This is a genomic window from Enterococcus sp. DIV0901a (assembly GCF_051711525.1).
GTDB lineage: Bacteria > Bacillota > Bacilli > Lactobacillales > Enterococcaceae > Enterococcus_B > Enterococcus_B faecium.
Map to the genome: position 1 here is coordinate 1142581 of NZ_JBIOMW010000001.1, position 21243 is coordinate 1163823.

Here is a 21243-nt window from a genome sequence, read left to right on the forward strand (position 1 = left end):
AGGAGAGAGACCATGAAAGTCCATCAAGCTGAAATTATCATAAGTGCAGTGGCACCAAAACAATATCCAGATACACAATTGCCAGAAATAGCTCTGGCAGGACGATCAAATGTAGGGAAATCTTCTTTTATCAACACATTGATTGATCGAAAGAATTTAGCCCGTACTTCCGGTAAGCCAGGAAAGACCCAGACATTGAATTTTTATTTGATCGAGAACGCATTACATTTTGTCGATGTTCCGGGATATGGGTATGCAAAAGTATCCAAAACTGAGCGAGCAAAATGGGGAAAGATGATCGAGACATATTTAACGACTAGAGACCAGCTACGTGCGGTCGTTTCTTTAGTAGATTTGCGTCATAAGCCTTCTCAAGAAGATATCCAGATGTATCAATTTTTGAAGTATTATGATATCCCTGTAATTGTTGTTGCCACTAAGGCAGATAAGATCCCTCGTGGTAAATGGAACAAGCATGAGAGCGAAATCAAAAAAGCGTTGGATTTTGATCGCAATGACACGTTTATTCTCTTTTCTTCCGTTACAAAACAGGGAAAAGAAGAAGCGTGGGCAGCAATCGAACAAGCAATTGAATCATAAAAAGAATAAAAAAGACTTACCAGTCAAACTCTTTCATAAAAGTTTGGCTGGTAAGTCTTTTTTTGAGCTTAACTTACTTTTGTTTCTTGTCTTTTTTCTTTTCATTTTGTGGCTGTGGTTTTAGAAATCGATCGATCTCTTCTTTTGGTGCAACTGTTTTTTCCGGATCGACAGCAAATGATTCGAAAAGTTTATCTAAATTATCTGTACGTTCAAATTTCAACCCCATTGTAAACACCTCTTTGTTTCTTTTTACTTAGTCTATCATGTAATCGTCCAAATTGGTTTCTAAGACATAAAGTTTTAGTTTTTCTTTATCATTGGTTATAATTAAATTATAAAAAGATTTGAAAGAGGTGAGAAAATGATTGGCGAAGATAAATTATTGATGACTATCCAGCTCACAGACTTAAATGAAGAAGAAAAAAAACAGGAAATAAGCGATTGGGCTATTTTGACACGTCTGTTGATCCAGCCAACATTTATCCGCTCTTTCACACAACAAGCGGATCCGTATGATCTTCGAAAGCTTCAAGAAAAAATAATGCTAGCATCGGTAAGAGACGAAAGTTGGTTAGTTGTAGGAAATGACGAGAACGAATGTAGTTTTCGCTTGGAAGATAATCAATTATTGATAAAAAATGTATTGTCTATCTCTGTTTTCAAAGAAAAGCAATTTTTGATTCGAGACTTCATTCAGAAAAAAATGATTGCTCATGGGGTGTTCGCCTATATGCGAGCTTATAGCGAGTTTATCTATCACAATACAAAACAGATCTCTCAACGGCTATTGTTTGAGAAAAAGGATGAAATCGAACATTTACCTAAAATGAAACAACAAAACGGGGAAGTAGTAGTCGATTGCAACCAATTTCCAGGATACGATCTTTTTTACCAAGGTTTATGTTTCACTTCGTGTTGGGAAATGTATTATAGTCGCTATTATCATCAAATCATCCCTAAACCGATTTTTCTCGACATCCAACAAGTAGAAAAAGTGAAGGAATTAGAAAACGAAGTCATATGTATCCAGCTTTATCGAGACCCCTTTAACTGGCAAAAGCCAAACAATCAAATGTTTCAATCCTATTTTAGGGACCAGCTTGGGTTTGATCATCTTGCTTGGGACAATGGTGTCGGTTTATTGAAACCGCCATTCGTTGAATACATTTACACTGACCATACGATCCAATCTGTCCAGTATCAGAATGCACAAATGCAACCTGTTCCTAAAAAGAATGCTTCATTTTTTGTAACAAAAAGTTATGATATCCAACAAGGAGATTATAAAGAAAGGCGTGTTCGCGGAACACTAAATGCTCAGGCGTATTTTCCTTGGGTTGACGAGAATCGCTCACGCATGATGTGCTATAAAGTTATCGATCCGACTGTTGCTTTGGATAATGGAATCGAAGCTTATTGTTATTATATTAGGGAATATCTAGAAGTAGAGGTAACAGATGAAAAATATCAAGAGTATCTTTTATCCTTAAGAATCTATGTTCCTTCAGAATCCCTGTCAGAATTACCGTTAAAGGAAATCAAACATAGACTCTCTGATGTTACCTTCAAACGAATAAAGAAAAAGCGGCGAAGTATCCAATTCGATGTCAAGAAAGGTGAGCAGCATCTGCGTGTGCAATTTTTAGATTACCGAGAATTAGAACAATTGATTACTTTACAAAAAATATGAGGTGAAGAAAATGGATAAACAACTCTATTATCGAATAATGGTTCCGGCATCATTATTATCCGTCTGTCTCTTTTTTGTTCCTAATTTTCCTATTCGATCAGTCATCGGTTTTTTGGTCATGTTTGGCGGGATGGGACTTTATTATTATCTTCTTCATAAGGAAAGAAAACCTGCTTCTGTTTATATGAAAAAAACAAGAAGCGAAAATAAAAAACGATAAAACGGCTTGATGATAGACAAAAAAATAAAAAACCAGTCTTTTTGACTGGTTTTTTATTTTTTTTGACTGATTTATAATTTTTATGAACGTTTTTGACTGATTTATATTGCGAGTAGAAAAAAAATATGCTATTATTTGTATTGAGGTGATCGTGAAAATGCTTACAGAGGAACGCAGACAAAAAATCCTAGACTTGCTTGAACAGCAGAAAATCGTGAAATCACAAGATCTTGTAAACCTTTTGAATGCTTCTGAATCAACGATAAGACGTGATTTACAAGAGCTGGAGAATAGTGGGTTTCTAGAAAGAGTTCATGGCGGAGCTAAGAAAGAGCAATTATTGAATTTTGAGCAGAATATGAGTGAAAAATCACTCAAAAACGTTCACGAAAAACAGCAAATCGCCAAATCGGCAGCTGAAACCATTAATGACGAAGATGTCATTTATTTAGACGCTGGCTCTACTACGTTAGAAATGATTCCTTTTCTGCAAGGAAAACAGATCACAGTAGTGACAAATTCCGTTCAACATGCGGCAAATTTAGTTGATTTGGAGCTTGCTACCATTATTTTAGGTGGAACGATAAAGCTGGCCACTAATGCTGTTTTAGGATCTAATGCGATAGAACAACTAAAAAATTTTCATTTTAATAAAGCATTTATGGGAATGAACGGTGCCCATCTTGAACAAGGATTCACGACTCCGGATCCAGAAGAGGCAGCTGTTAAACGTTTAGCCATGAAAAATTCCGAAGAGACATTTGTATTGATTGATCATACCAAATTCAACCAGTTGTCCTTCACCTCTGTTGCACCTTTGGAAGCAGCCACGATCATAACCGAGCGTTGTCCATTAGAATTCGTTAATGAATTCCGTGAAAAGACAACAATTAAGGAGGCAATACAATGATTTACACAGTAACACTTAATCCATCAATTGATTATATCGTACGCGTAGATGGGTTAAAACTAGGCGATTTGAACCGAATGAAGGAAGACTTCAAGTTACCTGGAGGAAAAGGGATCAATGTTTCCCGTATTTTGAAACGGATCGATTCTCAATCTACAGCACTAGGGTTTTTAGGAGGGTTCACTGGCGAATTTATTTCGAAGTGGCTTGAAAAAGAACAAATCCAGTCTTTGTTCACAACCGTAAAAGAAGATACAAGAATCAATATCAAACTAAAATCAGACACTGAAACTGAGATCAATGGCTTAGGCCCATCTATTTCAGATGAAGAAATCGATGAGTTGAAGCAAGCATTAGGAACAGTAGGACAAGGAGATATCGTCGTATTGTCAGGAAGCGCGCCAGCTAGCCTGCGAAAAGGATTTTATCAAGAACTGATTGATATCATTCGAGAAAAAGGTGCAGATTTCGTGATTGATACAACAGGTGATGACCTAAAAAATGCACTTGTTAAGAAACCGTTGTTGATCAAACCAAACAATCACGAATTAGCTGAGCTTTACAACACAACCTTCCAATCTGTAGAAGAAATCATTCCGTATGGTAAAAAATTGCTAGCTGAAGGGGCACAGAATGTGCTGATCTCAATGGCTGGAGACGGTGCTTTGCTCTTCACGGAACAAGGAACTTATAAAACGAATGTATTAGTTCGCCCATTGAAAAATTCAGTAGGTGCAGGGGATTCAATGATTGCCGGCTTTATTGGGGCTTACAGCCGTACGAAAGATCCAATCGAAGCCTTTAAATGGGGAGTTGCTTGCGGAAGCGCAACAGCTTTTTCTGATGACTTGGCAGCTCGCGAATTGATTGATGAGTTGCTGCCAGAAGTTGAAATCACAAAAATTGATTAGTTTCAAGGAGGATAATCATGAATATCAAGGATTTAATGGTCAAAGAAGCGATGATCATGGATTTGCAAGCGACTGATAAAAAAGGCGCAATCGATGAAATGGTCCAAAAAATGTTTGATGCCGGCCGGATTTCCGATATCGACACATATAAAGAAGGAATTCTAGCCCGTGAAGCACAAACTTCTACAGGTCTTGGTGATGGAATCGCCATGCCTCACGCGAAAAATAGTGCAGTTAAAGAAGCAACAGTTTTATTCGCAAAAAGCCAAAAAGGAGTAGATTATGAAGCCTTAGACGGACAGCCAACTTATCTGTTTTTCATGATCGCAGCTCCAGAAGGCGCAAACGACACACATTTGCAAGCATTAGCAGCACTATCTCGATTGCTGATTGATGCAGATTTCGTAGGAAAATTAAAAGAAGCAAATACACCAGAAGAAGTCCAAGACTTGTTCCAAACAGCTGAAGAGCAAAAAGAAGCAGAAGAAAAAGCAGAACAAGAAACACAAGCTGCAGAAGCTTCTGCTCATCCAGAAAGAAAATTCGTTGTTGCCGTTACAGCTTGTCCAACAGGGATCGCTCACACTTACATGGCAGAAGATGCTCTGAAGAAAAAAGCGAAAGAAATGGGTGTGGAGATCAAAGTCGAAACGAACGGTTCAGAAGGAATCAAAAACCGATTGACTGCTGAAGACATCGCCCGTGCAGAAGGTGTAATCGTTGCAGCAGACAAAAAAGTAGAGATGAATCGCTTTGACGGAAAAGAACTGATCAATCGTCCTGTCAGTGATGGTATCCGTAAACCAGAAGAGCTGATCAATCTAGCCCTTAGTGGTACTGCACCAGTATTCCATGGTGATGGAAAAGAAAGCAGTTCAGAAGAAGGAAATGCGGATGGTACTATCGGACAAAGAATTTACAAAGATTTGATGAACGGCGTATCACACATGTTACCTTTCGTTATTGGTGGAGGAATCGCTATTGCGCTTTCTTTCATGATCGACCAATTTATTGGCGTGCCACATGATCAATTATCAAATCTAGGGAATTACAATCAAGCTGCTAGCTGGTTCAACCAAATCGGACAAGCTGCATTTGGTTTCATGCTGCCGGTATTAGCAGGATTTATTGCTTCAAGTATCGGTGACCGCCCTGGTTTGATCGTTGGATTTGCTGCTGGTGCATTAGCTAATACAGGCGGTGCAGGATTCTTAGGTGCACTGATTGGTGGATTCTTAGCTGGTTATGTCATCGTATTTTTACGTAAATTATTCAAGAACTTACCAAAATCATTGGATGGAATTAAAACGATCCTCTTTTATCCAGTGTTTGGCTTACTGATTACTGGTTTCTTGATGTTGCTGGTCAATGTCCCTATGAAAGCAATCAATGATGCATTGAACGGTTTCTTGACAAGTATGAGTGGTTCGAATGCTGCTTTACTTGGTGCATTATTAGCTGGAATGATGGCGGCAGATTTAGGCGGTCCAATCAACAAAGCCGCTTATGTGTTTGGTACAGCAACTTTAGCTACGACTGTTGCAACTGGCGGAAGTGTCGTGATGGCTTCTGTTATGGCTGGAGGAATGGTACCTCCATTGGCAATTTTCGTTGCTACACGTTTGTTTAAGAATAAATTCAGCAAAACAGATCAAGATGCTGGTTTGACGAATATCGTGATGGGACTATCGTTTGTCACGGAAGGATCGATTCCATTTGCAGCAGCTGACCCGATTCGTGCCATTCCAAGTTTTATTATTGGTTCTGCTTTAACTGGCGGATTAGTCGGAGCTTTCGGGATCAAATTACTGGCTCCTCACGGCGGGATTTTCGTTGTATTCTTACTGAGTCACCCGGTCATGTATTTGGTGTTTATTGCTATCGGAGCAGTCGTATCTGGTGTGATTTATGGGTTATTGAGAAAAGCTCCTGCAGCAGCAGAAGCATAGAAATAAAAAAGAAGAGGCTGGGTTTTCCCAGCCTCTTCTTTTTTTATAGAATCATATAGAATTAAGTAGTGTAGATGAATAGTTGTTGTAAAATAGTTTTTCCATGTTCGTTAAAATGATTGCTTCAAATTTGTGATAGAAGATTTAGCCTCGATTTCCTGCTTGATTCTTGGCAAGTTTGCTTCATCAGTCAAGATAACCAAAATATCTCCTACATTCATGATCGTATCACCGTGAGTCAAGATTTCCTGATTTCCTCTGCGTATAGAGATTAGCAGCATATTTCTAGGCCAATTGAAGTCTCGTACCATTAATCCGTCTAAAGAACTCTCTGCCGTTACTGGAAAATCAAAAGTTGTCCTTGCACCTTTTAGTGAGGCGGTCTGAGTATTTCCAAGTAGACGTTCCAATAATGATTCGTAAATTGGATTACCGCCGAGAAGGTCATTGACGATATAAGCAACAAGAGCAGCCAATCCTAAAGGCATCAGATGATTAAGAGAGCCAACCATTTCTGTCACTAAAATAATTGCTGTCAGCGGTGCTTTTCCAATCGCTGTGAAATAACCAGCCATGGCAATAACGACAAAATCCTTGATGTAGATTGGATCCATTCCGAAATCAACCATAATGTTTCCATAAAAGCTACCGATTAAAGCCCCCAATGTCAATATCGGAAGGAAAATCCCCCCTGGAAGACCACCACCGTAAGAAATCATGGAAAAAACGAATCGAAGAACAAACAAACCGATAATCATAATGATTGGCAAGGAAGCATGTCCAAAAGCTAAAACGATTTGATTGCCTCCGCCTAGCGTACTAGGCCATAAATAACCAATTGGCAAAATCAGCAAGAAAGGAACGAACCCGTGAAAATAAGTTGGTAAAGGCAATCGGTTGTAAAATTTTGGCAAAGCCAGCAAGACCTTCTGATAAATAAAACCTAAGACGCCTAGAAGTACTCCTAAGATCACTAAGGAACCATAATATTTCAACGGCAAAGAAGGAAGGTCACCTAGATATAAAACAGGTCTCAAGCCGAAAAAGTAAAGAGAGACGAAGTTAGCAGTGATTGCTGAAGCAAATGATGTCAGCCAAACAAGTGGAGAAAAGGAGTGATGGATTTCTTCTAAAACAAAGAGTAATCCTGCGATAGGAGCATTGAATGCTGCTGCAAGTCCGCTACTTGCACCGCTAGAAATTAAAATCTTTTCTTCTGAAGATGGACTCCGAAACAATTGTCCAGCTCCTTGTCCAATGGATGCACCAAGCTGTATAGAAGGTCCTTCTCTACCTAGAAAAAGGCCCGCACCAACTGAAAGTACACCGCCAATGAACTTTTTCCATAAAACAGAGAACCAGTTCATTGATAATTCCCCGCGAAGCTGTCCCTCTACTTGTGGAATCCCGCTTCCCTTGATATCCGGTTCATTTTTGACCAGATAACCCACGAAAAATGCTGCAAGGATGCAGCAAATAGCTAGGCCAATTAAGTAAATCGGCTGTTCCCGACTCATTTCATAGATACTTCGAACTAAATCGCTTAGCTTTTCGATAGATAATCGAAACAGGCTAACGACGATTCCTGTCAGCAGTCCAACAAATATTCCTTTTAGAATAAAATATATCTGAGTCTTATCTAATTTCTTGATTTTCCCTTTTTTTTCCATTCAAACGCCTCGCTTTCTTTTAATTTAGCGCGAAATCAACGAATTGACAAGGGAAAATCCATAAAAAGAAACAAATGATTTTGAACTAGCTAGTTTAATGAAAGCCAAGAAAATGCTATAATTAACAAGATTGATAAAAGAAAGGATGTTGTTAATGTCATCCAAAGCTGAATTATTAAACGGGATGAACCCCCGTCAGAAAGAAGCTGTTCTTCACACTGACGGACCATTACTGCTAATGGCAGGTGCAGGAAGTGGAAAGACGAGAGTGCTGACACACCGCATTGCCTATTTGATTGAGGAAAAAGAAGTCAATCCTTGGAACATCCTAGCGATTACTTTTACCAATAAGGCTGCAAAAGAAATGAAAGAACGTGTCAATGCGATTCTCGCATCTGGAGGCGAAGATGTCTGGGTATCGACTTTTCACTCGATGTGTGTGCGTATTTTAAGAAGAGATGTTGATTTTATCGGGTATAACCGGAACTTTACAATCATCGATTCTTCTGAACAGCTGACCTTGATGAAACGGATACTAAAAGAACTGAACATTGATCCGAAAAAATATGATCCTCGAAGTATATTAGGAACAATCTCTCAAGCAAAAAACAGTCTGCAGACCCCTCAGGATTTTACAAAAATGCAAGGTAGTTATTACGAAGAGATTGCGGCAAAATGTTATGCTGCTTACCAAAAAGAGCTTCAATATAATCAATGTATGGACTTTGACGACCTGATCATGAATACGATTCGATTATTTGAAGAACATCCTGATTCACTCACATATTATCAAAACAAATTCCATTATATTCATGTAGATGAGTACCAAGATACAAATCACGCACAGTATACGCTAGTCAATTTATTGGCAGGTAGATTTAGGAACCTGTGCGTCGTGGGAGATGCAGATCAAAGTATTTACGGCTGGCGCGGTGCAGATATGCAGAACATCTTGGATTTTGAAAAAGATTATCCAGATGCTGCAGTAATTTTGCTAGAACAAAACTATCGCTCCACGAAAAACATCCTTAGCGCAGCAAACCAAGTCATTGAAAACAATAGCAATCGAAAACCAAAAAACTTGTGGACAGAAAACAAAGAAGGAAACAAGATCACTTACTACCGTGCAGATAATGAACGAGACGAAACCCGTTTTATCGTAGACCGGATGCAAGAAGAGATTCGAAGCAATCATCGGAATTACGGCGACTTTGCCATCTTGTACCGGACGAACGCACAATCTCGTGTAATGGAAGAAACTCTGTTGAAAGCAAATATTCCTTATAAAATGGTTGGAGGGCACAAGTTCTACGATCGTAAAGAAATCAAAGATATTTTAGCGTATTTGAATGTGCTGGCAAATCCTCAAGATTCAATCAGTTTTGAGCGTATCGTTAATTCGCCCAAACGAGGCATCGGACCAGGATCTATCGAAAAACTACGCAGTTTTGCTTCTCTTCATGAATGGCCACTGCTTGAAGCAGCGCAAAATGTGGATCTGGCAAATATCGGTGGAAAAGCAGGACAGCAATTAGGTGCATTTGGAGAGATGATCCAAGAAGTCACTCAGATGATCCCATACTTGACAGTGACAGAATTGACGAAAGAGGTTTTGGATCGTAGCGGATATCTAGAAGACTTAAAAATCCAAAATACATTAGAAGCACAAGCACGCATCGAAAACTTGGAGGAATTTTTAACGGTCACACAAGAATTCGACAAACAATTCGAACAGCAAAATGAAGAAGACGCTGATGCACCAGAAGAAAAACTAACGGTCTTCTTAAATGATCTGGCACTTGTTTCCGACATTGACAATTTAGAAGAAGATGCTTCCCAAGTGACATTGATGACTTTGCATGCAGCCAAAGGATTAGAATTCCCAGTTGTATTCCTGATTGGTCTAGAAGAGGGGGTTTTTCCTTTATCTCGAGCATTGATGGAAGAAAGCGAACTGGAAGAAGAACGCCGTCTCGCATATGTGGGGATCACGCGAGCAGAAGAAGCGTTGTATTTAACAAATGCTTTCTCCAGAACATTATATGGACGGACGCAATATAACCGACCTTCTCGTTTTGTAGAAGAAATCGATCAGGAGTTACTGGAAATCGAAGGCATGCGTCCTACGCCTAAAAAAACACCTGTATTCGCTAAAAAAACAGCATATAGCTATAAACAGCCAGAGACAGCGGTTGTTCCCTCTAAAAGTGCTACTGGAGGGGAAAATAACAGCTGGAAACCTGGAGATAAAGTCAAACACAAAAAATGGGGTCTAGGAACAGTCGTCCGAGTAAGCGGGACGTCGAAGGATCTAGAACTAGATGTGGCTTTCCCAAGTCAAGGAGTAAAACGTCTTTTGGCTGCCTTTGCGCCAATTGAAAAAGCTTAGTAGTGGAGGGTAAATGATGGAACATGAAATGACGATTGACGAAGCTGCTAAACGAGCAGAAGAACTTCGTACAAGACTGAACCAATGGTCTCGCGAATACTACGTAGAAGATAAACCAACAGTGGAAGACTATGTTTATGATAAAGAATACGCAGAATTAGTAGCAATCGAGGAACAATATCCTGATTTGATCACGTCTGATTCTCCCACTCAACGAGTAGGCGGAAAAGTATTAGAAGGTTTTGAAAAAGTCACTCATGATATTCCGCTTTACAGTTTGAACGACGTTTTCAGCAAAGAAGAGCTGATAGCTTTTGATCAACGTGTACAAAAAGCAGTGGGACGTGTAGTTGACTATTGCTGTGAACTAAAAATAGATGGACTTTCCGTTTCTTTGCGTTATGAAGATGGAAATTTCGTGAGAGGTGCGACTCGCGGGGATGGAACTGTAGGAGAAAACATCACTGAAAACCTAAAAACTGTCCGATCGGTCCCAATCAAATTAAAAGAACCAATGAACATCGAAGTAAGAGGCGAATGTTTCATGCCAAAACGGTCATTTGTCCAATTGAACCAAGACAGAGAAGCAGAGGGAAAAGATATCTTTGCGAATCCTCGGAACGCCGCAGCTGGTTCTTTGCGTCAGTTAGATTCTAAAATCACAGCGAAAAGAAATCTGGACACTTTTTTATACACAGTAGCTGATTTCGGTCCTATGCAAGCAAAAACCCAGTATGATGCGCTAGAAGAGCTAGAAAAAATTGGATTCCACACGAATCGGGAAAAACGTCTATGTCATTCGATTGATGAAGTGTGGTCATACATTGAAGAATATCATGACAAACGTGTGGATTTGCCCTATGAAATCGATGGAATCGTCATCAAAGTGAATGAATTCTCGCTACAAGATCAACTTGGTTTTACTGTCAAAGCACCGAGATGGGCAGCAGCTTACAAGTTTCCGCCAGAAGAAGTTGAAACGCTAATCGAAAACATCGAATGGACAGTCGGTCGAACAGGGGTAGTAACGCCAACAGCTATCATGACACCAGTCCGAGTAGCAGGAACGACAGTAAGCCGTGCCAGCCTGCATAACGGTGATTATATTAAGTTGAAGGATATCCGCTTGAAAGATACAGTTCTGATTTATAAAGCGGGAGACATCATCCCAGAAGTTTCGCAAGTCGTGTTAGATAAACGACCTAAAGACAGCGAAGAATACCAATTGCCTACACATTGTCCAGTTTGTGGAAGTGAACTTGTCCATTTGGATGAAGAAGTAGCCTTACGGTGCATCAATCCTAAATGCCCTGCTCAAATGAAAGAAGGTTTGAACCACTTTGTTTCAAGAAATGCGATGAATATCGATGGGTTGGGGCCGCGCGTACTAGAACAGATGTATGATAAAAAACTAGTAGCAGATGTTGCTGATCTTTACAAATTGACAGAAGAAGAGTTATTGACGTTGGACAAAATAAAAGAAAAATCAGCAAATAATATTTTAACAGCAATCGACAACAGCAAAGATAATTCGGTCGAGCGGTTGATTTTCGGTTTAGGAATCCGACATGTCGGAGCGAAAGCAGCAAAAATTTTAGCAGAACATTTCGGTGATCTAGAAACATTGAGTAAAAGTGACTATGAGTCGATTATTGCGCTTGATACGATCGGTGATATCATTGCCGACAGTGTAGTCACTTATTTCAGTAACGAAGAAGTCCATGAATTGATGAATGAATTAAAACAAGCAGGCGTCAATTTCGAATACAAAGGGCTTCGAAATGCCCAATTGCAAGAAGTCGAGTCTCCTTTTAAAGAAAAAACAGTAGTCCTTACTGGTAAACTAACACGATTTACTCGTGAAGAAGCAAAAGAGACGATCGAAAATCTTGGCGGGAAAGTGACTGGTAGCGTATCGAAAAAAACGGATATCGTGGTAGCAGGAGAAGATGCTGGCAGCAAGCTGACCAAAGCACAAGAATTAGGAATCGAAGTTTGGACAGAAGATCAAATGGCAGATGCATTGGCTAAAAGTCGCTCAGTAGAAGAATGAAAAATGAGTTTTTTCAGACAAATTTCAATAAACAATTTCAGACACGGCACTCTTGTGTTAAAATAGAGAGCAAAGTTTTTAACTCGTTTAGAAAGAAGGGGTAGTATGGCGATTAGTGAAGAACAAGTGAAACACGTTGCCAAATTAGCAAAACTTGCGTTCGCAGATGAAGAACTTGCAAGTTTTACCGACCAATTAGGTAAAATCATCGATATGGTTAAAATGCTGGAAGAAGTAGATACGGAAGGTGTTCCATTTACGTCGAATGTGGTTGAAACAGTAAACGTGATGCGACAAGATCGGGCGCAAGCTGGATGGAACCGCGATGAATTATTGAAAAATGTGCCGGAAACAGAAGACGGCTTTATCAAAGTACCCGCAATCATCGATAATGGGGAGGCTGGCGCATAATGACAGAATTACACAATCGTTCTCTAGAAGAACTGCATCATATGCTTGTATCGAAAGAAATCACTGTACAAGATTTGACAAAAACAACATTTGAACGAATCAAAGAAACAGAGCCTGAGGTCGAGGCATTCATTACATTGAACGAAGAAAAAGCATTGGAACAGGCAAAAGCTTTAGATGAAAAAGGGATTGATGAAAGCAACGTCCTTGCTGGTATTCCAATTGGTATCAAGGATAATATCGTAACAAAAGATATCTTGACAACCGCTGCATCTAAGATCCTTTACAATTTTGAACCAATTTATGATGCAACGGTCATGGATAAAATCTATCAAGCAGATATGATCCCTGTTGGTAAGCTAAACATGGATGAATTTGCTATGGGTGGAAGTACAGAAACTTCTTATTTCAAGAAAACAAAAAATGCTTGGGACCCAACAAAAGTACCTGGTGGCTCTTCTGGTGGTTCTGCAGCAGCAGTTGCAGCTGGACAAATTCCAGTTTCTTTAGGTAGTGATACTGGGGGAAGTATCCGCCAACCAGCAGCTTTTAACGGCATCGTAGGGATGAAACCTACTTATGGCCGTGTCTCACGTTTTGGTTTGATTGCCTTTGCTTCATCTCTTGACCAAATCGGACCAATGACCCGTACGGTGAAAGATAATGCATTAGCATTGACAGCTATCAGCGGTTATGACGAAAAAGACGGTACTTCTTCAGGCGTTTCAGTTCCTGATTTTGCAGAGGGACTGACAGGCGACATCAAAGGAATGAAGATTGCTTTACCTAAAGAATACTTAGGCGAAGGTGTGGCCCCTGGCGTAAAAGAAGCTGTATTGAAAGCAGCAGAAACATTCCGTTCATTAGGTGCTGTTGTGGAAGAAGTCAGCTTGCCTCATTCAAAATACGGTGTGGCTGTTTATTATATCATTGCCTCATCAGAAGCAAGTTCCAATTTGCAACGATTCGATGGTATCCGCTACGGTTATCGCTCTGAAAATGTGAAATCATTAGATGATGTATATGTCAACTCACGTTCAGAAGGATTCGGTGAAGAAGTAAAACGCCGTATCATGTTAGGTACATTCTCCTTAAGCGCGGGTTATTATGACGCTTACTTCAAAAAAGCAGGACAAGTCCGTACATTGATCAAACGAGATTTTGAAAAAGTCTTTGCAGATTATGACTTGATCATCGGGCCATCTTCACCAACAGTTGCATTCGGAATCGGTGAGAACATTAACGATCCAATCACAATGTACATGAGTGACATCTTAACGATCCCTGTCAACTTGGCTGGACTTCCAGGTATGTCTGTACCGGCAGGTTTATCAGAAGGATTACCAGTTGGATTGCAGATCATCGGTAATTATTTTGATGAAAAAACGATGTATCAAGCGGCATATGCGTTTGAACAAGCAACAGAATTCCATAAACAACAACCAGCTATTTTAGGAGGGAAAGACGAATGAATTTTGAAACAGTCATTGGACTAGAAGTCCACGTCGAGTTAAAAACCAACTCAAAAATTTTCTCTCCAGCGCCAGCTCATTTTGGTGCAGAACCAAACAGCAATACAAACGTGATCGACTGGGGTTATCCAGGCGTGCTGCCAGTAATGAATAAAGCTGCGCTGGAATTCGGGATGAAAGCAGCTTTGGCATTAAACTGTGAAATCTCTAAAGATACTCATTTTGACCGGAAAAATTACTTTTACCCAGATAATCCAAAAGCATATCAAATTTCCCAATTTGATCAACCAATCGGTCATGACGGATGGATCGAAATCGAAGTAGAAGGTAAAAAGAAAAAAATCCGGATCGAACGTGTCCATTTAGAAGAAGATGCTGGAAAAAACATGCATGGTATTGGCGGTTATTCTTACGTTGATTTGAACCGACAAGGCACGCCTTTGATCGAAATCGTTTCTGAAGCTGATATGCGTTCACCAGAAGAAGCATACGCTTATCTAGAAGCATTGCGATCAATTATCCAATTTACAGAAGTCAGCGATGTGAAAATGGAAGAAGGCTCTATGCGCTGTGATGCCAATATTTCTCTTCGCCCTTATGGACAAGAAGAGTTCGGTACGAAAGCAGAATTGAAAAACTTGAACTCTTTATCTTTCGTGAAAAAAGGTTTAGCTTTTGAAGAAAAACGTCAAGCAAAAGTTCTTCTTTCAGGAGGAGAAATCCAACAAGAAACACGCCGTTTTGACGAAACAACGAATAAAACAGTTTTGATGCGTGTCAAAGAAGGGTCTAGTGATTATCGTTACTTCCCAGAGCCTGATATCCCGAAATTCGTGATCGATGACGAATGGATTCAAAAAGTAAAAGCTAGTTTGCCTGAGATGCCAGCTTCTCGTCGCGAACGCTATATCCGTGAGTTTGGACTTCCAGAGTATGACGCAATGGTATTGACACTTACAAAAGAAATGTCTGATTTTTTTGAAGCTGTTTTGGAAAATGGTGCAGATGCCAAGCAAGCATCTAACTGGTTGATGGGTGAAGTTTCTGCTTACTTGAACAGTGAGAAACTGGAATTAGCTGAGACAAAATTGACACCTGAGAACTTAGCAGGAATGATTCGTTTGATCGCCGATGGAACGATCAGCTCAAAAATCGCCAAAAAAGTCTTCCGTGAATTGATCACAAATGGCGGAGAAGCCCAAGAAGTAGTTGAAAAAAATGGTTGGGTGCAATTATCTGATCCGAACAAACTACTGCCAATCATTAATGAAATTTTGGATAACAACCAACAATCTGTCGATGATTTCAAAAATGGAAAAGATCGTGCGGTTGGCTTCCTAGTCGGTCAAATCATGAAAGCAACTAAAGGACAAGCAAATCCTGGTGTCGTGAATAAGCTACTTAAAGATGAATTAGCGAAACGATAGAGGCTGAAAATGAAAAAAGCACGCGTAATTTATAACCCCACCTCGGGAAAAGAATTATTGAAAAAAAATTTGGCGGATATCCTACAGGCATTAGAAGAAGCAGGATTTGAAGCCAGCGCCTATGCAACTACACCAGAACCAGATTCAGCCAAGAATGAAGCACGTAGAGTCGCAGAACTAGGTTTTGATCTAGTAGTGGCAGCTGGTGGCGATGGCACAATCAACGAAGTGGTTAATGGAATCGCTCCGCTTGAACACCGTCCTAAAATGGCCATCATCCCAGCTGGTACAACGAACGACTATGCTCGAGCATTAAAAATTCCTAGAGATAATATTAAAGCAGCAGCAGAAGTGATAAAAAAACACCAAACCGTAAAAATGGACATCGGCCTTTCTGATAACAGTTACTTCATCAATATCGCTGCAGGTGGCTATTTGACAGAATTGACTTATGAAGTTCCATCAGAACTAAAGAGTATTTTTGGTTATCTTGCTTATCTTGCGAAAGGAGCAGAGATGCTGCCTCGAGTAAAGCCAATCAAAATGCGCTTGAAGTATGATGAAGGGGAATATATCGGAAATGCTTCGATGTTTTTCCTAGGGCTGACGAACTCTGTTGGAGGATTCGAACAGATCGCGCCAGATGCCAAATTGGATGATGGGAAGTTTTCTTTAATCATTGTGAAGACAGCAAATATCTTTGAGATCTTGCATATTGCAGCACTCATGCTGAATGGCGGTCGACATGTCGATGATCCAAGAGTAATCTATACCAAAACAAGCAGTTTGTTCGTTGAAACAGAAGATGATATCAATCGACCAGTAATGATCAACTTAGATGGTGAATACGGCGGGGAAGCACCGATGCATTTCCAAAATCTTCATCAACACATTGAGTTCTTTGCCAATACCGATCAGATTCCTGATGAAGCAATCACAGGTACAGATGAAGAAGAATTAGAGGTTGTCAGCAAAGAATTCGTAAAAGAAGTCGAACGTTTAACGGATGAAGATATCGACGGTGACGGAAAAATAGCAGACGAAACACCTAATCAAAAGAATTAATCAAAAGCCGGTGCTGAACGTAGTAAGGTCAGTGCCGGTTTTAGTTGTGTAATTAGCTGATTTATAGTAGAGTTCAGTAGGATTGAAAAATAGGCTTAAAGGAGCAAAATATGACAGAACAGCAAATAGTAAAGAAAAACGAACGATATACAGTCGAAATCGTCGACTTGAGTTATGAAGGAATGGGGGTAGCAAAAATCGATGGTTATCCATTATTTATCGAAAATGCACTCCTTGGAGAAGAAGTAGAAATACTAGTAGTAAAAGCAGGCAATAAGTTTGGATATGGAAAAGTCGAAACATTTATTACACAATCACCTGATCGTCAGCCTGTAGAAAACAATGCATTACTTCGCACAGGTATCGCACCTTTAGCCCATTTGAAGTATGAACAACAGCTTGTCTTCAAACAAAAACAAGTAGAGCATGTAATGGCGAAGATTGCTAAGATGCCAGAAGTTCCTGTACTTCCAACGGTCGGAATGGCAGAACCATTTGGCTACCGTAATAAAGCACAGATCCCTGTTCGCCGTATCGATGGACAGTTAGCCACCGGTTTTTACAAAAAGAATAGCCATGATCTAGTCCCTATCGAAGATTTTTATATCCAAGATCCTGTCATCGATCAAGCAATCAAAGTAGTCAGAGATATCTTGCAACGGTTCCAAGTACGAGGATATAATGAAGAAAAAAATGAAGGACAGCTTCGTCACATCATTATCCGTCGTGGTCATTATTCCCATGAAATGATGGTCGTTTTAGTTACTCGTAAAGAAAAATTCTTTAAATCCAAGGAAATTGCTGAAGCCATTCATGAAGAATTGCCAGAAGTGGTTTCGGTCATCCAAAATATCAATGAAGAAAAAACAAATGTGATTTTAGGAGACAAAGAAAAAGTTTTATATGGCAGAGACTATATCGAAGATCAGCTATTAGGAAAAACCTATCGAATCTCAGCGAAGTCATTTTATCAAGTAAATACTCAACAAGCAGAGTATTTGTACCAAACAGCCATCGAATTTGCCGAGTTGGATAAAAAAGACATTGTGATCGATGCTTATTCAGGAATAGGTACAATCGGATTGTCTCTAGCTGACAGAGTAGATAAGGTATATGGGATGGAAGTTATTCCAGAAGCAATTGAAGATGCACAGTTCAATGCCTTAAATAATAAAATCGAAAATGTTCATTATGAAGTCGGAAAAGCAGAAAAAGTCATGAAAAAATGGCAAGAAAAAGGGGTCAAACCATCTGTGATCGTAGTAGACCCTCCACGTAAAGGATTAGATCATCATTTTATTGAATCAGCAATCGAAATGTCACCAGAACGAATCGTCTATATCTCTTGTAATCCAGCAACTTTTGCAAGAGATGCTAAGTTATTTGCAGAAGCAGGTTACGCCGTGAAGAAAGTTCAGCCTGTAGATCTTTTCCCGCAAACCCATCATATCGAATTAGTCGCTTCATTCGTTAAAGGAGAATAAAAATGGACCAAAAAGAAAAAATGAAAGAATTGATCAAAAAGAAACAAGGTGGAGGCCGATCCAAACAAATGGAAACACCTAAAAATGATCGTAAAAACATGAGAAAAGGCCCTAAAATCTTTAATAAATAGACGTGCTAAAGAAAGACTAAGAAGCGTTAACTTTTGTTATTGTTTCTTAGTCTTTTTAGTTAGTCTACATTATTTTGGCGATTTGCCAATAAGGACTGTTGAGTTGTGCAAAATCAAATCTGGGTCAGAATGAACGTCATTCTGTCTCAGATTTTTCGTTATTTCAATTTGATTAACTGATTGATCAAAAAGATTTTTATTTTCATATTCTCAAATGATTCAACACTAAATATACATATTTGACGCGGAAATTATTATTCGATTTGGGTGGCATCAGGGGGTTATGACGACGTAGCAGACCCATTATTTTACTCAAGAAAATGTCCGTGCCTATTATTTAGAATACGATAGTGAACGTGCTGGGAGTTTTGTTCATTTAGAGAAAGTCTCTGAAGATAAATTAGTTGTCTTAGATTTTGACTGTAACGAAAAATGGCGAAATGGAAGAGCACTAGCAAGTGATTGACCGGATCTACGAAGCGACACGATATCTGCCTTTGGATCGTTTGTGCTTAAGTCCTCAATGTGGATTTGCTTCAACAGAAGAAGAAAATGTTTTGTTTGAAGAACAATGGAAAAAATTTCTTTTGTCAAAAGCATTGCAGAAGAAGTTTGGGGAAAATCATTAAATCATCTAGGAGAGCTTGATAGGAAATAACACTATGGTATAATCAGAATGCTTAATACTAACTACTGAGGGAGCCTTATGAAAAAGAAAATTCTTAAATTTATCGGATGGTTCTTCGGAATCATTCTTGGGATCGCGTTTGCAATCTTTCTTGCCTTCCAGCTTTCCCCCAGACCTGGAGCATTCTTGATCAACCATATGTTTTCAAATACTGTTCAAATCACTGATAAAAAAACGTTCGATCAAGCAGAAAAAAACGTGACGAAAAAAACAGATTTGACGTATGAGTCCAAGTATAAAGAGAATACTTATGACATCTACTATCCAAAAAACAGCAAGGGGCCTGTTCCTGTTCTATTTTGGGTACATGGTGGAGGATTCGTCGGCGGAGATAAATCGGGTGTCAAAGAATTTGCGACAAAATTAGTTTCAGACGCCAACATCGCAGTGGTTGCGATGAATTATGAATTAGCGCCTGATTCAGAATACCCTAATCAAGTTCTTCAAGTGAATGAACTGATTAAAGATTTATTAGCTGAAGAAAAAGACGACAAATTGCTAGACATGGAACAATTATTTTTTGGTGGAGATAGTGCAGGTTCACAAATCGCATTGCAATATGCAGCTATACAAACGAATGACGCGTATGCTAAACAAATGAAAATCAAACAGCTACTTCCAAAAGATAGTCTGAAAGGAACCATTTCTTATTGCGGACCTGTTGATTTGAAGCTAACAGCACAGCAGCATTCGGATGATCGATTTATGAAGTTCTTCGTCAAAACTGTTGCATGGTCGTTGATTGGAACAAAAGATTGGAAAACGAGTGAGCAATTGAAAGAAGCTAGTGTGGCTGACCATGTTTCTAAGGAATTTCCGCCAACGTATATAACTGACGGAAATGCATACTCATTCCAGGAGCAAGGTCAAGCATTAGAAAATCGGTTGACAGAATTAAAGGTACCCGTGCAATCCTTGTTTTATACAGATACAAAAAAAGAGATTACCCATGAATACCAATTTGATTACACGCTAAAAGAATCGCAAAATTGTTACCAGCAGACATTGGATTTTGTGAATAAGTATAAGTAAGAGGTTGTGAAAAAGCCGTTTCGTTTTGAGTATGAAGAAACGAAGCGGCTTTTCACAACCTCTCTTTCAATACCTTTTTGTTCTTGGGATAAAACTTTCCCTAACAATCAATCGTGCAGGATAAGTCAAAATGATCGGTTCATCACGTATACCGTCAATTCGCTCCAATGCCATTCGAACAGCTGCTTGCCCAATTGATTTTGCATTGATTTGAACACTGGTCAAGCCAGGGGAGAGATTTGCAATTGTCTCGATATTATCGAAGCTTGCTACAACAATCTCTTCTCCAATTTGGATGTTTTTTTGCTTCAATGCCCGATAGACACCGATTGCCATTGGATCGCTCCCGACAAGAATGGCAGTAGGAAGAGGGGATTCATTTTCTAATAGATCAGTCGCAAGTACCTCACCTTGTTTTTCTGTCCAGCCACCTAGATGATAAGACATATATTTTTCTAAGTGATGATCGATCATAAAATGCTGATAGGCACGCATCCTCTTTTCATTTATAGAAATCTGCTTCCCACCGAATTCATCCATATCGACTTTATATCCCCCGATATAGGCTATTCTTTTATGACCATTTTCTAAGAACAATTCCAGTACGGTTTTAGTCATCCGTTCAAGATCTGCATACACCATATCGACCTCTTGCTGGATGTCAGGGTTATCCACGACGACTATTTGCATGTTTTGTTTTAACAAGGCGGTAATCGATTCTTTCGTAACAGTCCCAACAACGATCACCGCGCCTAACTGATCTAGATCTTCCCATTGTTTAGGATTATCAGATAGATTATAGATTCGATTCATCCCTAAATGCAGACGTCGAGCTTCTTCTTCCATCCCTACTCGCAAATGTTTGTAATAGATATCCTGTTCTTCGCTCGCTTTGCCGATCGTAGAGATCACACCAATCGAAGGCATTCTCTTTTTGATATATTTACGAGTACTGATGTCATAATCCAACGCAGCAGCTGCCTCTACTATCCGTTGCCGAGTAGTCTGAGCCACATGGATCGTCTGATCGTTATTCAACACGCGGGAAACTGTAGCAGGAGAGACATTTGCCTTTCGTGCGACATCTCTAATTCCAACCATTTTTACACACTCCTCAAAAAAATAAAAAATTTTTATT

The 21243-nt window shown here is 39.5% G+C and carries 19 protein-coding genes; 16 read left to right on the plus strand and 3 right to left on the minus strand.

What is annotated here, in order from left to right; genetic code table 11:
- Positions 1–12 precede the first annotated feature (12 nt).
- On the plus strand, positions 13–600 hold the full coding sequence (gene yihA, locus IGL70_RS05405) for a ribosome biogenesis GTP-binding protein YihA/YsxC (RefSeq protein WP_002288491.1): 588 nt from the start codon (positions 13–15) through the stop codon (positions 598–600).
- A 73-nt stretch (positions 601–673) separates the two neighbouring features.
- Here yihA and IGL70_RS05410 read toward each other — a convergent pair whose 3' ends face one another.
- Entirely contained in the window at positions 674–829 is a 156-nt protein-coding gene (locus tag IGL70_RS05410) for an SPJ_0845 family protein (RefSeq protein WP_002288488.1), read from the minus strand.
- A gap of 135 nt (positions 830–964) precedes the next feature.
- Here IGL70_RS05410 and IGL70_RS05415 point away from each other — a divergent pair, with 135 nt between their 5' ends.
- The 5 genes from IGL70_RS05415 to IGL70_RS05435 all read left to right on the plus strand — a co-directional run bounded on the left by IGL70_RS05415 (position 965) and on the right by IGL70_RS05435 (position 6283).
- Entirely contained in the window at positions 965–2293 is a 1329-nt protein-coding gene (locus IGL70_RS05415) for a hypothetical protein (protein ID WP_002288487.1), read from the plus strand.
- A 10-nt stretch (positions 2294–2303) separates the two neighbouring features.
- Entirely contained in the window at positions 2304–2513 is a 210-nt protein-coding gene (locus tag IGL70_RS05420) for a hypothetical protein (protein ID WP_002294422.1), read from the plus strand.
- 157 nt (positions 2514–2670) lie between these two features.
- Positions 2671–3423 (plus strand): DeoR/GlpR family DNA-binding transcription regulator, encoded by a 753-nt coding sequence (locus IGL70_RS05425; protein ID WP_002288485.1) that lies wholly within the window; start codon positions 2671–2673, stop codon positions 3421–3423.
- Positions 3420–4334, plus strand: a complete 915-nt coding sequence (gene pfkB / locus IGL70_RS05430) for a 1-phosphofructokinase (RefSeq protein ID WP_002288484.1) — start codon at positions 3420–3422, stop codon at positions 4332–4334. Before IGL70_RS05425 ends, pfkB begins: the two co-directional genes overlap by 4 nt.
- 17 nt (positions 4335–4351) lie before the next feature.
- Positions 4352–6283, plus strand: coding sequence for a PTS fructose transporter subunit IIABC (locus IGL70_RS05435; RefSeq protein WP_002331438.1), 1932 nt, complete (start codon positions 4352–4354; stop codon positions 6281–6283).
- A 110-nt stretch (positions 6284–6393) separates the two neighbouring features.
- Here IGL70_RS05435 and IGL70_RS05440 read toward each other — a convergent pair whose 3' ends face one another.
- Positions 6394–7953, minus strand: a complete 1560-nt coding sequence (locus tag IGL70_RS05440; protein ID WP_104873819.1) for a ClC family H(+)/Cl(-) exchange transporter — start codon at positions 7951–7953, stop codon at positions 6394–6396.
- A gap of 154 nt (positions 7954–8107) precedes the next feature.
- Between IGL70_RS05440 and pcrA the strand changes: the two genes are divergently transcribed.
- From pcrA to IGL70_RS05490, 10 genes are all read left to right on the plus strand, one after another.
- Entirely contained in the window at positions 8108–10342 is a 2235-nt protein-coding gene (gene pcrA, locus IGL70_RS05445; protein ID WP_002323985.1) for a DNA helicase PcrA, read from the plus strand.
- Positions 10343–10358: 16 nt separating this feature from the next.
- Entirely contained in the window at positions 10359–12395 is a 2037-nt protein-coding gene (gene ligA / locus IGL70_RS05450) for an NAD-dependent DNA ligase LigA (RefSeq protein WP_002323115.1), read from the plus strand.
- 105 nt (positions 12396–12500) lie between these two features.
- Positions 12501–12806: an Asp-tRNA(Asn)/Glu-tRNA(Gln) amidotransferase subunit GatC gene (gene gatC, locus IGL70_RS05455; RefSeq protein WP_104873818.1), complete on the plus strand. Its 306-nt coding sequence runs from the start codon at positions 12501–12503 to the stop codon at positions 12804–12806.
- A complete protein-coding gene (gene gatA, locus IGL70_RS05460; protein ID WP_002288475.1) occupies positions 12806–14278 on the plus strand; it encodes an Asp-tRNA(Asn)/Glu-tRNA(Gln) amidotransferase subunit GatA in 1473 nt (490 codons plus the stop codon). The genes gatC and gatA overlap by 1 nt, the downstream gene beginning before the upstream one ends.
- Positions 14275–15705, plus strand: a complete 1431-nt coding sequence (gatB, locus tag IGL70_RS05465) for an Asp-tRNA(Asn)/Glu-tRNA(Gln) amidotransferase subunit GatB (protein WP_002288473.1) — start codon at positions 14275–14277, stop codon at positions 15703–15705. Before gatA ends, gatB begins: the two co-directional genes overlap by 4 nt.
- Positions 15706–15714: 9 nt before the next feature.
- Positions 15715–16770: a diacylglycerol kinase gene (locus tag IGL70_RS05470; protein WP_002295235.1), complete on the plus strand. Its 1056-nt coding sequence runs from the start codon at positions 15715–15717 to the stop codon at positions 16768–16770.
- Positions 16771–16880: 110 nt separating this feature from the next.
- Entirely contained in the window at positions 16881–18254 is a 1374-nt protein-coding gene (gene rlmD / locus IGL70_RS05475; protein WP_104765484.1) for a 23S rRNA (uracil(1939)-C(5))-methyltransferase RlmD, read from the plus strand.
- Between the two features lie 2 nt (positions 18255–18256).
- Entirely contained in the window at positions 18257–18385 is a 129-nt protein-coding gene (locus IGL70_RS05480; protein WP_002295229.1) for a 30S ribosomal protein S9, read from the plus strand.
- A 458-nt stretch (positions 18386–18843) separates the two neighbouring features.
- The gene (locus tag IGL70_RS05485) at positions 18844–19014 is read left to right on the plus strand and encodes a methionine synthase (protein ID WP_240186559.1); all 171 of its coding nucleotides are present in this window, start codon (positions 18844–18846) and stop codon (positions 19012–19014) included.
- A gap of 77 nt (positions 19015–19091) precedes the next feature.
- Positions 19092–20105: an alpha/beta hydrolase gene (locus IGL70_RS05490; protein ID WP_104765483.1), complete on the plus strand. Its 1014-nt coding sequence runs from the start codon at positions 19092–19094 to the stop codon at positions 20103–20105.
- Positions 20106–20171: 66 nt separating this feature from the next.
- Here IGL70_RS05490 and IGL70_RS05495 read toward each other — a convergent pair whose 3' ends face one another.
- Positions 20172–21206: a LacI family DNA-binding transcriptional regulator gene (locus tag IGL70_RS05495; protein ID WP_010727612.1), complete on the minus strand. Its 1035-nt coding sequence runs from the start codon at positions 21204–21206 to the stop codon at positions 20172–20174.
- Between the last annotated feature and the right edge of the window lie 37 nt (positions 21207–21243).